Annotated in this window: 14 protein-coding genes; 11 read left to right on the forward strand and 3 right to left on the reverse strand. The window is 40.8% G+C overall.

Annotation, left to right across the window (positions count from 1 at the left end):
• Nucleotides 1-332: DEAD/DEAH box helicase (locus QAS77_RS04975; RefSeq protein WP_305064335.1), on the reverse strand; the 332-nt coding region annotated here is incomplete at its 3' end.
• Between the two features lie 540 nt (nt 333-872).
• Between QAS77_RS04975 and QAS77_RS04980 the strand changes: the two genes are divergently transcribed.
• The 5 genes from QAS77_RS04980 to QAS77_RS05000 all read left to right on the forward strand — a co-directional run bounded on the left by QAS77_RS04980 (nt 873) and on the right by QAS77_RS05000 (nt 5,459).
• On the forward strand, nt 873-1,118 hold the full coding sequence (locus QAS77_RS04980; protein ID WP_250868196.1) for an acyl carrier protein: 246 nt from the start codon (nt 873-875) through the stop codon (nt 1,116-1,118).
• Nucleotides 1,119-1,122: 4 nt separating this feature from the next.
• Entirely contained in the window at nt 1,123-2,601 is a 1,479-nt protein-coding gene (locus QAS77_RS04985) for a class I adenylate-forming enzyme family protein (protein WP_250868197.1), read from the forward strand.
• Nucleotides 2,582-3,595 carry a hypothetical protein gene (locus tag QAS77_RS04990; RefSeq protein WP_250868198.1) on the forward strand — a complete coding sequence of 338 codons (1,014 nt, stop codon included), beginning with the start codon at nt 2,582-2,584 and terminating at the stop codon, nt 3,593-3,595. The genes QAS77_RS04985 and QAS77_RS04990 overlap by 20 nt, the downstream gene beginning before the upstream one ends.
• An 80-nt stretch (nt 3,596-3,675) precedes the next feature.
• Nucleotides 3,676-4,644 (forward strand): NAD(+) synthase, encoded by a 969-nt coding sequence (gene nadE / locus QAS77_RS04995; RefSeq protein WP_250868199.1) that lies wholly within the window; start codon nt 3,676-3,678, stop codon nt 4,642-4,644.
• A 74-nt stretch (nt 4,645-4,718) separates the two neighbouring features.
• A complete protein-coding gene (locus QAS77_RS05000) occupies nt 4,719-5,459 on the forward strand; it encodes a 3-oxoacyl-ACP reductase family protein (RefSeq protein ID WP_250868200.1) in 741 nt (246 codons plus the stop codon).
• Between the two features lie 65 nt (nt 5,460-5,524).
• Here the strand turns inward: QAS77_RS05000 and QAS77_RS05005 are convergent, their stop codons facing one another.
• The gene (locus QAS77_RS05005; RefSeq protein ID WP_250868201.1) at nt 5,525-5,743 is read right to left on the reverse strand and encodes a hypothetical protein; all 219 of its coding nucleotides are present in this window, start codon (nt 5,741-5,743) and stop codon (nt 5,525-5,527) included.
• Nucleotides 5,744-5,758: 15 nt separating this feature from the next.
• Nucleotides 5,759-6,598: a M48 family metalloprotease gene (locus QAS77_RS05010; RefSeq protein WP_250868202.1), complete on the reverse strand. Its 840-nt coding sequence runs from the start codon at nt 6,596-6,598 to the stop codon at nt 5,759-5,761.
• 235 nt (nt 6,599-6,833) lie between these two features.
• Between QAS77_RS05010 and QAS77_RS05015 the strand changes: the two genes are divergently transcribed.
• The 6 genes from QAS77_RS05015 to ilvN all read left to right on the forward strand — a co-directional run.
• Nucleotides 6,834-8,537: a DUF1616 domain-containing protein gene (locus tag QAS77_RS05015; protein WP_305064336.1), complete on the forward strand. Its 1,704-nt coding sequence runs from the start codon at nt 6,834-6,836 to the stop codon at nt 8,535-8,537.
• Nucleotides 8,538-8,942: 405 nt separating this feature from the next.
• Nucleotides 8,943-9,419 carry a PEF-CTERM sorting domain-containing protein gene (locus tag QAS77_RS05020; protein WP_305064337.1) on the forward strand — a complete coding sequence of 159 codons (477 nt, stop codon included), beginning with the start codon at nt 8,943-8,945 and terminating at the stop codon, nt 9,417-9,419.
• 130 nt (nt 9,420-9,549) lie between these two features.
• A complete protein-coding gene (locus QAS77_RS05025) occupies nt 9,550-10,602 on the forward strand; it encodes a M42 family metallopeptidase (RefSeq protein WP_305064338.1) in 1,053 nt (350 codons plus the stop codon).
• 302 nt (nt 10,603-10,904) lie between these two features.
• Nucleotides 10,905-12,389: a (R)-citramalate synthase gene (locus QAS77_RS05030; protein WP_305064341.1), complete on the forward strand. Its 1,485-nt coding sequence runs from the start codon at nt 10,905-10,907 to the stop codon at nt 12,387-12,389.
• 149 nt (nt 12,390-12,538) lie between these two features.
• Entirely contained in the window at nt 12,539-14,230 is a 1,692-nt protein-coding gene (locus tag QAS77_RS05035; RefSeq protein WP_305064339.1) for an acetolactate synthase large subunit, read from the forward strand.
• Nucleotides 14,227-14,552, forward strand: a 326-nt coding sequence (gene ilvN / locus QAS77_RS05040) for an acetolactate synthase small subunit (protein ID WP_305064340.1), incomplete at its 3' end; no start/stop codon positions are given. The genes QAS77_RS05035 and ilvN, both read left to right, overlap by 4 nt.

Raw genomic sequence — 14,552 nt, forward strand, 5'->3', positions numbered from 1 at the left:
CCTCCGAATACAACTGTATGCTTGTAACGGGTGTATTTGCCATACGTGGCAAAACTATCCCCTATCTGTGCTGCAAGTTCCCTTGTGGGCGCAAGCACAAGCACTCGCGGACTTCTTGGCTTCACTGTCTTGTGGGATGCAGACATATTCTGGAGAATCGGTAATATGAATGCAGCTGTCTTGCCTGTACCTGTCTGAGCGATACCGATCATGTCCCTACCATCCAACAGATGGGGGATGGATAGTTCCTGTATCGGAGTAGGTGTTGTATATCCTTCTTCGGTTAATGCCCGCTGAAGCGGGTATATTAAATTTAAATTATCAAATGACACGTTATACCTCTGGTTATAATATCAAAATCGTTGGAATTTATCTGACCCATCTTATTGATAAGAGATAATCTTGGTGGTTAATGAGCCAAGATATATAATTAATTCTTTACAGTAAAGGTGAAAAATAGGCATTCTTCATGCTCTTTAGTTGTTGACTTCCTGCTATTCTTCCTAATTATAGTGAATATTGGGATCTGGAAATCCTCCTTTTCAAACATATTTTCTACAATTCAGTTTTAGGCTCTGTAGAAAACCTATCAAAATCAACATATATAGACTGGAATTGGAATTATATTCCAACATCATGCAACACATCCTATAATCTTTTCAAATTGGATTAGTGTCCGAATATCGAGGATTTCTACAGAGCCAAAATAACAACATATTATATACGATTAAAGTTATTTTGTTTATGGGGAATTGGGTCAAACAGCTATGAAGCAGAAAGTATTCCTTATACTTCTGGGACATAGTTTTGTTGAATCAATGCTGCATTATTATGCTCTTTAAATAACTAATAAATTGGATGGTGTGACACGCATGGGAGAAATTAAAGAAGTTATGATGGCATACTTGCAAAACAAATCATTTATGGACAGTGGTACAAAATTAAATGATGATGATTCTTTAACAATGAAAGGGATTATCGATTCTATTGGATTGATCGAATTAATAGATTTTATTTCTGAAAAATATTCCATAGAGATTCCTGAAGACCTATTAACTCCTGAAAATTTTGATTCAATCAATGGAATTGTAAATATTATCCAAAAATTGACAAAGTGAGACCATGAGAATTGATGAATATATTGCAAACCATGCAAAAACAAGTCCCGAAAATATTGCTCTGGAAGAGAAAGACAAATCTATCCCTTATGGCCTTCTTGATGAAACTATAAACACTATAGCATCAGAAATAAATGATTTTGATAATTGTAAATTTGCACTCCTTGCCGAATCAGGTATAGAATATATTCAGGCCCTAATGGCAGTTTATCGATCGGATAACATCGCCGTACCTCTCCCGGTGGAACTGACGGAATCCAACATTAGAGAGATACTTAATAGCAACCAGATAAATAATATTATTGTCACAGAACAGCAATATTCGAGATTTGGAAATGCTTTCTTTGAAGGATTCACCACTGTGATCTATATTCCAAATGATTCTTCTGTGAAGAATTTACGTAAAAAGATCATTAGTGAAAACAATAATGAGCTATTAAGGCTCGTAATGTACACATCCGGGACGACAGGAACTCCAAAAGGTGTCATGCTAAGTGATGAAAATCTAATAGCAAATGCAAATTCCATAATAGAGGTACTTAACATAACACCGAAGGACAAAGCTGCACAAGTGATATCTCCACACCATGCTTTTGGAAATTCTATAATTAATTCTCAGTTGATCGCAGGCGGTTCCATCAAAATCGGTGGTCTTACTTTCCTCGAATCAACCTTTAAACTTGTAGAATCGGGAGTAACTATATTTTATGGAGTTCCAAGTACCTACCGTATCCTTCTCAAATATCCTTCTAGCTTCCAGAGATCATTCAAGAACGTCAGACTTGCTGCTTCTGCAGGCGGCGCCATGGAAGAAGAGATTATAGAAAAGATCAAGCAATTGAATGACAGGATCGAAATAATCCCTATGTATGGACAAACAGAAGCAACAGCAAGACTTTCCTATCTTCCATCAGCAGACCTGGAAAAATACCCTGATACAATAGGCAAACCAATTCCAGGAGTTGAACTTGACGTTGTTGATGATAGTAAAAAACCAGTTGCTTCTGGAGTTACAGGAGAATTAATTGCCAGAGGTAAAAATATACTGATAGGTTACCTTAACGATGAGGAAGCTACCAGTAAAAAGATCATAGATGGTTGGATGTATACCGGAGATCTGGCACAGAAGTTACCAAATGGTTACTTTAAATTGTTAGGCCGTAAGGACGATCTGATAAAAGTTGCCGATCATCGTGTAAATCCAAGAGAAGTAGAAAAATATATTGGCAAACAAAATGAAGTTTCGGATGTGTTCGTCGTCCCAGTGAATCATGAGTACTTGGGAAATGCTATCAGTCTGATGGTAATTCCAAATCAAAATACAGAAATTGAAACACTGCATACATTTTGTAGGAAGAACCTGCCCGGTTTCCTGTGTCCACTGGAAATTATTCTTATCGAGAACTTGCCACTAAGCAAAAGTGGAAAAATATCTAACAGGTCTATAATAGAGGGGTATCAAAATGTCAAAGCTAATATGTAAAAAATGTATTTTAGATTCAGACATTCCTGGCATAACAATAAACGAGGAGAGTGGCCTTTGCCAGTTCTGTGAGAGCTACACACCCCTGTCTTCGGAAGAAAAGAAGAAATATTTAGGAATTATAGAAGACCTGTTTACAGAACACAGCGGAAAAGGAGAATATGATGCTATTTTTGCACTTTCCGGCGGAAAAGACTCTTCATATGCACTTTATAAACTGAAAAAGGAGTACCCATTCCTGAATATCCTTGCAGTTCAGTTTGATAATGCCTTCATTTCAGACACTGCTATTGCCAATGCAAAAAAGATGTGTGAGATAGTGGGATGCGACTATTTTAAACTGACAATGGAAGAAAAGAGACTTTGTGATACATTTCGAAAAGCAGCTGAGTCTACCAACGCATATTCAAAATTCGCCAGATATCGAGCCAGTGATATCTGCAATACTTGTATTAGCATCATCAAGCAGAAACTGATCGAACAGGCAATTATTCATAAAACACCATTTATTATTTTTGCATTCACATCCGGACAGGCCCCAAATCCCATAATTGACCTTCAGGTCAATTTCATAAAATGGTCCCGAAATATTTTTGAGAAGCAACTTCAAAATTTCGGTGTAGAGGACAAGGATGAAATTTTCCTTATAAAGAATGAGATCATAAAAAGCATAGACAAAAACACCACTCCAATCATGTTACACCCATTGTGCCTGTGGGATTACAATGAAGATGATATACTAAAGACTCTGGCAGACCTCGGATGGATATCTCCGAAAATCAGTGACAGCAATTCAACAAACTGCCTTTTGAATTCATTTGCCTGCCATAATCATATCAAAAAATATCAGATCCACCCATATGCTTTCGACATAGCAGGACTTGTTAGAAGCGGGGATATGACACAGGAAGAAGGATTGGAAAAATTGCATAAAGAATTGTCAAAGCCACTGATGGAAGTGGCTGCAAAGAAACTCAATATGGAACTCGAGTGAGCCAGAGTTCCAAATGAGATCCACTAATATTCTAAACTAAGCAACTGCTCAAAGTAGTAATCATTTTCAGGGTGAACATTATGATAATAATTGATGAACTGAACAAAGATACAGAAAAGAACACCTTTAAGATCAGAACTTTTATTAAAAGAAAAGTTCAGGATTTTAAGAAAAAAGGAGTTGTTGTAGGAGTTTCAGGTGGAATCGATTCTGCAGTCATACTCACACTAGCTGTTCAGGCTTTGGGCAATGAGAATGTTTATGGATTACTACTTCCTGAAGAAGAATCAGCCACTATCAGCACGGAACTTGGAGCAAGACTTTGTGAATCATTGAATGTTTCCTATGAAAAAGTCCCAATCACCCCAATATTGCAGTCACTTGACATATATGGTGAGAAGGATAGGATCATAAAGAAAACCTGTCCTGAATATGATCCGGATATCCATAAGACCTCACTGGTCCTACCTGCTCTCTTAAACAATGATATGTTAAACATCCCATCCATAAGACTGGTAAAAGATGGTGAAATAATTGCAGAGAACAGGTTGAAAGCAAAGGACTATCTCGAACTTATAGGGATCCAGAATGTGAAACAGAGATCGAGAATGTTGATCCAATATCTATACGCTGAAAAAAATAATTATATTGTATGCGGTACAACTAATAAAACAGAACTTATCCTGGGACAGTTCGTAAAATATGGCGATGGTGGGGTGGATATCGAACCTCTGGCAGATTGTTATAAAACTCAAGTATATGCATTAGCAGATCTACTTGGTGTGGATAGAGAGATAATAGAAAGACCTCCAAGCCCAGATACATGGAGCCACTATACATCTGATGAAGATTTTTACTGGCGTATGCCAATTCAAATTATGGATCAGCTATTATACTCACAGGAATATGCCCTGCCCATTGAAATGATAGAAGAGAACACCGAACTGTCAGAAGAAGCAATAGATAAAGCAAAAAAACACATCGACAGGGTAAGAAGTGCAGCCAATTATAGTGTGTCCCCACCAGCTATATGCTATCTTGACAAATGATATTGCATTTATGCCAAGCGGTACCAGATCTTTATGATTCGAACTTTGAACTGCTTAAAAAGTGGAATGTGAAAATGCTCAAAGATAAAGTAGTACTGATTACAGGAGCAAGCCGCGGGATCGGAAGAGCTACGGCACTACTAGCAGCAGAGAATCATGCACAAGTGATCATTAACTATCACAAAAGTGAAGATAAAGCAGCCGAACTTGTAGACATCATTAATGAGAAAGGACTTCATGCTACCATGATAAAAGCAGATGTTTCTGTTGAAAATGAAGTCAAAGACATGTTTGAATCTATTAAAAAACAATACTTCAAGATCGACATACTTGTAAATAATGCTGGAATAATGAAAAATAATTATTTGATGATGACAAGCACTGAGTTATTCGATAATATTATTGACGTTAATTTAAAAGGGACTTTTTTGTGTAGTCGATACGCCTCAAACATTATGAGGAAGCAAAAATCCGGAAGAATAATTAATGTATCATCTATAATAGGATTGAATGGAAATGCTGGACAAACAGCATATTCAACAAGCAAAGCAGGAGTCATTGGATTTACAAAGTCTGCAGCAAAGGAGCTTGGCAGATATGGAATAACAGTTAATGCAATTGCACCAGGATTTATTGAAACTGACCTGACCAAAGATGTTAAAGAGGAAATCAAAGAAAAAATAATCTCTGACATAGCTCTTGGTAGGAGTGGAAAGCCAGAAGATGTTGCAAAAGTGATTTTATTTTTGAGTTCAGAACTTGGCGACTATGTAAGTGGACAGATCATCGGAGTAGATGGATGTCAAATAATCTAATTGCATCCCCCATAAGATCAAGTCTGTACCTAATAAATTTGAAAAATGATACGATGATTCTAAGCTTATTCTCCTCTAGGATCTAGCTTGATCTTGAATACTATGAACTCAATGATCATGACTAAAATAATAAATGCCATATAAATACCTGTGATCATTGACACCTCCTGGAAGTCAAAATCCCGTATCCAGAACACATCCAAAATGATGATCCCAAAAAGCACAATTGAGTATGATACAAAGCTGAAGAGCAGTGACAACTTCCATTTATTCAACAGGTCCATACGTAATAGCCTCCATTATATCTTTTTTGATGCTTCCTTCAATCGATTAGATCTACTTTCCAAAGAAGGATGGGTATTGAACAGTAATAAATGGATATCATACAACTCTGTAACATGTAATACATTGAGAGGAAACATGTGAGCGTGTCCAGGATTTACACCTACTTGATTCAGATCGACCTGATGTTTCAATCGTTCCAAGGACTCAACCAGCATCTGAGAGTTTCCAGTAAGTTCTACAGCAGTTTCGTCAGCCACATGTTCCCTTGAGCACGCAACTAACAACTGTGCAACCAATGCTGCAGGTGGAGCTACCAACCCCATTGAAAAGAAACGAATGAATCGGGGTGCAGGGTCATAATTCTGCCCAAAACCCATAAACAGTGCCCCCCACAATGCAAGTGTGGATACAGCTGCAAAAGAGCCTGCGAAAAGAGCAACAATGGTATTTAATTGGACGTCACCATTCTTTATATGACCAATCTCATGTGCAAACAGGATCTCAAGCTCAGATTTATCAAACATATCCATTGCCTCACTGGACAACGCAACAGCGTATCTCCCACCTGTACCTACCGTGAAAATCAAAGGTAAAGGATGATCAAACAGATACATATCAGGAGGTGATATTTCTGCTTTTTTAGAAATATTCTCCAAGGAAGCCACTTTTTCTGCACGATACCATCTAAGAAGGATCTTTCCACTATAACGGTAGAGAATATAACTTAAAAATAAGAACACTAATAAGGAGATACCACCAGCAATATCCCCAAAGATCAAGAAAACTATCGCAGGAACAGGGATTGAAAATAGAACAAAAAGGAAGATAATCTTTACTTGATTGTTAATGAGCACTCCCCACTAGTAGATTATAGTAGTCTATATTATAATTGTAATTCATGCTTTAAAAGGTTTCTAACAATATCTTAAAAATAACCATAGAAGACCTTTACCCTATTAAGGGCCATATTTTACTCTTGCTACTGGAAAATAATTTAAGAAAAAGTTATATCTTTTAAAAACGTACTTCTTATAGATGTTCAAGTCTGATAAGTGTGTATATAAACAAGATCTAATAGCATCTATCGCCTTGGCAATACTTGCAGTGATTTTTATCCTTATTCCACCACTGAACGAAACTCCATTGCGGATAGTCTTTGCCCTGCCTCTGATATTTTTCATACCAGGTTATGCATTTATCGCCATGATGTTCCCAAAAAGAGACATCAGCAACATCGAACGTATTACATTGAGTATTGGATTCAGTATAGCCATAACGGTCTTTAATGGCTTTGCATTAAGCCTGACACAGTGGTTATTCAGACCAAACTCCATATCAATATCATTACTTATAATAACGGTCATTTTTGCCGTACTTGCATATCCTGCCAGAAGAAGGCATCTGGAAGAAGACCAATTCACATTTTCAGTTCACGGATTCATAGAGTCCATCAGATCAGATGATGAAAATGTTCCTGAAAAGGACCGCATCCCACCTGAGATCGAGAAAGCGCTAATTATCGCCCTTGTGGTATCCATTATCATAGCAGCAGGGATGCTCGTCTACGCAAAGACCACACAGGAAGAGGAACAGTTCACAGCACTGTACATACTTGGACCTGAAGGAATGGCTGAGAACTACCCCACAAACGCATTCCTCGAAGAACCCATTACAGTTACCGTGGGTATCGAGAACTATGAGAAGCAGGATGTGAACTACATACTTCAAATGCAGCTTGATGGCGAAGTTCTTCAAACGTTGGACGTTACATTATCTGATGAAGAAAAATGGGAAAAGGACCTGACATACCATCCCGAACAGATGCGAATGGGACGATCGAAACTTGAATATGCACTTTTCAAGGAAAAAGTATCACTCAATCCATATAGCTCTGTAAATCTGCAGATAACACATGAATATCCGATCGAATACTTGCAGGAACTGGCAGAAGAGGAAGAAAAAGGATCATCAGATATTCTCCATGTGCTTGAGAACTATGACATGGAGCAAAACACCAGTTGGAGCTTTAAGACCAACGATAAGAACTTCAGTGGGTCATATGTTAAAGGAGAAGGAATATTTGATTCCCAAGCATTTGTATTCAAGCTTCCATACGAAGGAAAATTGCCATTCTACAGTGGCCAATATTATGAGATGTCCCAGAATTTCAGATCGGATAAAAAGGGAACTTTTGTATTGTCACTGTTTGTGAAAGACACATACAAACCTAGAATTGTCGAAATTAATCAGACACAATTCAAACAGATACTTGTCAACAATATATTAGTTTGGGAGACTGCGGTCGGTGGAGATTATAATTGGCAACACGTTCATTTACCAGTAATATTGAACGAAGGAAACAATCTCATAACATTAAGAGCGATCCAGAGGAGTAATAACGATGTCCATCCTGTAGAAATAATATGGGACGAAGTGACAATACTTCCAATCTCGGAACTTTCACCTTACTCAGAGAACGGACTTCTCGAACTCAACCCCCCACGATCAGAAATGGTCCCATTGCCAATAAGCGTAAATACAACTGATTTTGAAGTCGAATGGAATGGTACAGATATTGGAAGCGGTATTGAGTACTATCTTGTAGAATATAGTATTGATGGAGAAAACTGGCAGACATGGTTATCCGAATCAAATGAAACTTCCGCAACATTCACGGGAGTTAATGGAAATGATTATTATTTCCGCACCCAAGCAATGGACGGAGCAGGTAACTGGGAAATTGTCCATGATACACCAGATACGAATACCACCGTTGACCTTACTGAACCGTAATTTGATATGATATTTAACCAAATCCATCAAATGGACCAACATTGTTTGTTGTGAAAGCGGAAGAAACATTGACTGGAATTGAGTGCCTGATAGCACCGGATGATGAGAACTTCCACTATGATTTTATTATTAAACGCAATTGATTGTGACAAACGATGGTGTTGACAGGAACCAGGTCAACATTTTACCTTTTTTGACACATACATAATAATTTTAAAATTTATTTTTGAAATGCATTCACACCAGTACTGGAAGTTATCTAAATAAATACCCCCTCATCATTATCACCATGATGACTTCCAGTATTTATTCACAATGTTTAAATCTAATCCTATACAAAATATTAATTATAAATCGTTAAAACGAGGGGGTAGAATGATGAAAGGGAAAATATTACTATAGCTAATGGTAGCAATTATAGCCACAAGTGGCACTTCAATGGCTTATGGGGCTGACCTATGGGATGAAACCGGCACGGCAAGTTTGCCACCTATAGTCATTATCCAGCCAGGTGAATCATTAGTAGTGAGTTACCACATGGAGGGTATCGCTGACCTAAATGAACCCCATGTCTACGAATACGATGTGTCTGTGAGATCCGGCTCAGGCAGCCCTACCGATATCGAGATTACATATCCACATAATGTGACACCAACATCTGACCCATTCGTTGATGTCGGTAATATAACCATTACCAAAAATGCAAGTACACCGATGGACACCGTTTATACAATCCAGATCAAGGCTGGCCCACAAGGACTAGGAGCAGTAATTGACGCTGCTTCAAGAACGAACGAAGTCCCAGAATTCCCAATAATCGCTCTCCCAGTAGCAACGATCATTGGCCTAGCATTCTTCCTTCGGCGCCGCAAAGGAGAGTAACCTTACTCTTCTCTCATTCCCTTTTTTGCTTTAATTAACACAACCCCAGAATACATTCCCTAATTCTACACTATCATCGATCCTACTCAAACCTTTATATTCTCAAAGACCAATCTAGCAGCGATCAGCTATGGAACTTGAGAAGCTACTTGAAAAATTATCTAATGCACATGGAATATCAGGGTATGAGAATAACGTCAAACAGATAATGGAAGACGAGATCAGACCATACGTGGATGAGACCAGAACGGACAAGATGGGAAATCTCATCGCCACGAAAAAAGGTGATGGACCCACGGTCATGCTGGCAGCACACATGGACGAGATCGGCCTGATGGTACAATACATTGATGACAATGGCTTCCTGCACTTTGTGAAGATAGGTGGCTGGTTCGACCAGACCCTCCACAGCCAGAGAGTCGTAGTCCACGGAAGCAATGGTCAGATCACAGGCGTTATCGGTTCAAAGCCCCCGCATGTTATGAAAGAGGAGGACAGAAAAAAACCGGTCAAGGCTGAGGACATGTTCATTGACATCGGAGCAAAGGACAAAGAAGATGCCATGAAAATGGGAGTGGACGTAGGAACCGCCATATCCATGGACAGGGATTTTGTATCCCTCGCCAACGGCCTGGTCACATGTAAAGCATTCGATAACAGGGCGGGAGTCACAATGCTCATCGATGCCATGAGGCAGATATCCGAAACAAAAGTAAATGCAACCATACATGCCGTTGGGACGGTTCAGGAAGAGGTTGGGCTCAAAGGTGCACGCACATCCGCATTCGGGCTTAACCCGGATGTCGCCATTGCAGTAGATGTCACATTCCCAGGAGACCACCCTGGAATAAGCAAGAACGATTCTGCACTTGAAATGGGAAAAGGTGCCGTTATCACAGTCGTTGATGCTTCCGGCAGAGGACTTATTGCAGACAGGACAGTGGTAAAATGGCTAAAAGAGACCGCTGAAGAGAATGAAATACCCTACCAGCTCAATGTAGGTGGCGGCGGAACGACCGATGCGACCGCAATACATCTCACAAGAGAAGGTATCCCGTCAAGCACAATTAGTGTACCTACAAGATACATCCACTCACCTGTGGAGGTCTTATCCCTTGAAGATCTAAGGTTCTGTGCCGATCTCATCGCAAAGGCTGTTCAGAACATCGACAAGTATTTCTGATAAACAGATCAGAATACTCATTTTCCCTTTTTTTAAAATAATTTGTTTTGGATTTATTTGGAATTGATGTACGCAAATATATCATCGAATTCTCAAATATTAAACGACATACAGGCGACTATAGGGCATATGCAGATCACACCTCACCAAAAAGACTAAAACCAATAGGAGTATTATTTTGGCTGTCATAGTCAGCGGCATGCGTATATAAATAATATCTTTATTATTAGTGATAAATATACAGATCGCTGATGAGAAAGGATAGATCATTAAAACTGAAAAACAAAAAAATAAACTGAGGGATTGCATTATTTGAAAATATCCGGTTTTTGGACACAACATTGAGAGACGGTGAACAGACACCTGGTGTCGCACTGAAAACAGAAGAGAAGGTCTGGATAGCACGTAAGCTTGATGAGCTGGGAGTGGACATTATCGAAGCAGGCTCAGCTATCACTTCCGAAGGGGAGCGTGAGGCCATTCGTGCCGTATCAGCAGAAGGGTTAGACGCAGAGATCTGCAGCTATTGCCGTATTATGCAGCAAGACGTGGATTTCGCATTAGAATGTGATGTGGATTCAATTCACCTTGTAGCACCGGTATCTGACCTACATATCAGTGTGAAGCTGAAAAAAGACAGGGCAGCATTGAAGGAAATGGCATTAAGTGCCGTGGAATATGCAAAGGACCATGGCCTTATAGTGGAGCTTAGCGGAGAGGATGCTTCAAGAGCAGACTTAGACTTCTTGAAGGACCTGTACAAGGCCGGTGTGGAAGTAGGTGCTGACAGAGTGTGTTTCTGTGATACTGTGGGATTGCTTGTGCCTGAAAGAACAACCGAGATATTTAAAGAGCTATCATCATCCATTGACGTACCAGTGGCTGTTCACTGCCACAACGACTTCGGTCTTGCAGTATCGAATACAGTAGCAGCGCTCAATGCCGGTGCAAGAGAAGCACATATGACAGTAAACGGTATAGGAGAAAGAGCAGGGAACGCAGCCCTTGAAGAGGTTGTCATGGTCCTTGAATGGCTCTATAAGCGCGATACTTGCATAAAGACCAATGAACTTTACAAGGTCTCAAGGCTTGTCAGTCGTCTTACAGGCCTCGCCGTTGCACCGAATAAATCACTTGTAGGCGGAAATGCATTTACCCATGAAGCAGGTATCCACGTTCACGGATTGCTCGCGGATACTTCCACCTATGAACCGATAACCCCGGAGAGTATCGGACGTGAAAGGCAGATAGTGCTTGGAAAACATGCAGGGAAGAGTTCCGTCACACTTGCACTGAAAGAGCAGGGACTGGATGTGGATGATTCACAGCTCAATGAGATCGTCTCACGTGTGAAGGAATTAGGCGACCACGGAAAGCGTGTTACGGATGCAGACCTCCAGACAATCGCAGAAACTGTGCTTGACATTTACCGCGAATCAAAGGTCAAATTAGAGGATTTTACTGTCGTATCCGGGAACAGAGCAACTCCAACCGCTTCTGTAAGGCTGACAGTCGATGGAAAAGAGATCGTTGAAGCAGCTACCGGTGACGGACCTGTGGATGCGGCCTTTGAAGGGATTCGCAAAGCTGTCTCCGGTGTTGCTGACATCCAGCTTGAGGAATATCATGTCGATGCCATCACCGGCGGTACAGATGCACTTGTGGAAGTACTGGTAAAACTTTCGAAAGATGGGAAAATGGTCACCTCACGGGGCGCACGAACAGACATAATAATGGCATCTGTAGAAGCAGTTATAAACGGTATCAACCAGCTTATACAGGATTAAGAACAAGTAATTTATGATTAATAATTGAAAGATGTCGATATATAGTTTGATAGTCAGTATTGATGGTAGCTATTGAATAATATGTTAGCAACCTATTGACAAATATATATCGATCTTAACTTACCGATCAACTAAAAGGAAAAGATAGCATGGCCGGAAAAGCAGAAAGAATGACAGGCGCAAGAGCATTTGTCGAGTGCCTGTATCGGGAAAACGTCGAGATCATTTTCGGATATCCAGGTGGCGTACTGCTCCCTATCTATGATGAACTTTATGATGCACACCTGCACCATCTACTCGTCAGACACGAACAGGCAGCAGTCCATGCAGCCGAAGGATACGCAAGAGCCACAGGTAAAGTCGGTGTATGCCTCGCAACATCAGGCCCAGGAGCAACGAATCTTGTCACAGGTATTGCGAACGCATACATGGATTCAGTTCCAATGGTAGCTTTCACCGGACAGGTACCAAGTTCAATGTTAGGCAATGATGCATTTCAGGAAGCTGACATCACGGGCATTACGATGCCCATCACAAAACACAATTACCTCGTACAGGACGTAAAGGACCTGCCAAGGATCATCAAGGAAGCATTCCATATTGCTTCCACAGGCAGACCAGGACCAGTACTCGTCGACATTCCAAAGGATATTACTACAGACGAGCTTGATTTTGTATATCCTGACACGGTCGAACTGCGTGGATATAAGCCAACATTCAAAGGCAATGCACAGCAGATAAAGAGAGCTGCGTCTGTCATTAAAAGTTCAAAAAGACCTGTGATCTATGCAGGCGGCGGTGTGATAGGATCGGAAGCAAGCAAAGAATTGCTGGCATTTGCCGAGAAGATCAAGGCGCCTGTTACGACGACACTTACCGGCATCGGTGGGTTCCCGAACGACAATGAGCTTTATCTTGGAATGCCTGGAATGCACGGCACGAAATATGCTAACTATGCGATCCAGGAAAGCGATGTCCTCATAGCAGTAGGCGTACGTTTCGATGACAGAGTAATCGGAAAGGCAACATCTTTCGCACCGAATGCAAAGGTTATCCACATTGATATCGACCCTGCGGAAATATCAAAGATCATAAAGGTAGATGTCCCGATCGTAGGCGATGCAAAACACATCCTGGCATCACTTATCGACCATGTTTCCGAATGCAATACCAAAGACTGGCTCGACAAAATTGCTACATGGAAGAGGGATTTCCCGTTGTTCTATGTCAACAGGGATGATGTCATCAAGCCACAGTACATCCTCGAACAGATAAACGAGGTATGCCCTGATGCGATAATCGTCACTGAGGTCGGACAGCACCAGATGTGGGCTGCCCAGTATTTCAAATACAAGGAACCTCGTACATTCATATCCTCAGGCGGACTCGGAACAATGGGCTATGGATTCCCGGCAGCCATCGGTGCCAAGCTCGGCAGACCTGACAAGGTCGTCGTCGACGTTTCCGGTGACGGTTCGTTCCAGATGAACTCACAGGAAATGGCAACCATCGTCCAGAACAATATCCCCATAATCATTGCAATTTTCAACAATGGTTATCTTGGAATGGTCAGACAGTGGCAGGCATTGTTCTTCGAACACCGGTATTCACACACCACCATTGAGAACAGTGTTGACTTCGTCAAGCTGGCAGAAGCATACGGTGCAATGGGAATACGCGTAACAAAGCCATCCGAAGTGAAAGCTGCTATTGAAAAAGCGGTTGAGGCCAATGGACCGGTACTTATCGATTTCATCATCGAACGTGAGGAGAATGTATCCCCTATGGTCCCGGCAGGTGCTGCAATAAACGAAATACTCGATCTGGAGGACATACAATGAGACACACACTTGCAGTTCTGGTAGAGAACAAATACGGAGTACTGGCAAGGGTCTCCGGGCTCTTTTCACGCCGTGGTTTCAATATTGACAGCCTTGCAGTAGGGATCACTGAAGACCCTACGATCTCAAGGATGACCATCATTGTTAGTGGTGATGATCACGTGCTTGAACAGGTCATGAAACAGCTTAACAAGCTCATCGATGTCATTCGTGTGATAGACCTCAGTTCAGAAGAGTTCGTTGAGAGAGAACTGGCCCTCATTAAAGTTAATGCCGATGCCAACAATCGTGCAGAGATAATACAGATAGTCGATATCTTCAG

Source organism: Methanococcoides sp. (assembly GCF_030594565.1).
GTDB lineage: Archaea > Halobacteriota > Methanosarcinia > Methanosarcinales > Methanosarcinaceae > Methanococcoides > Methanococcoides seepicolus.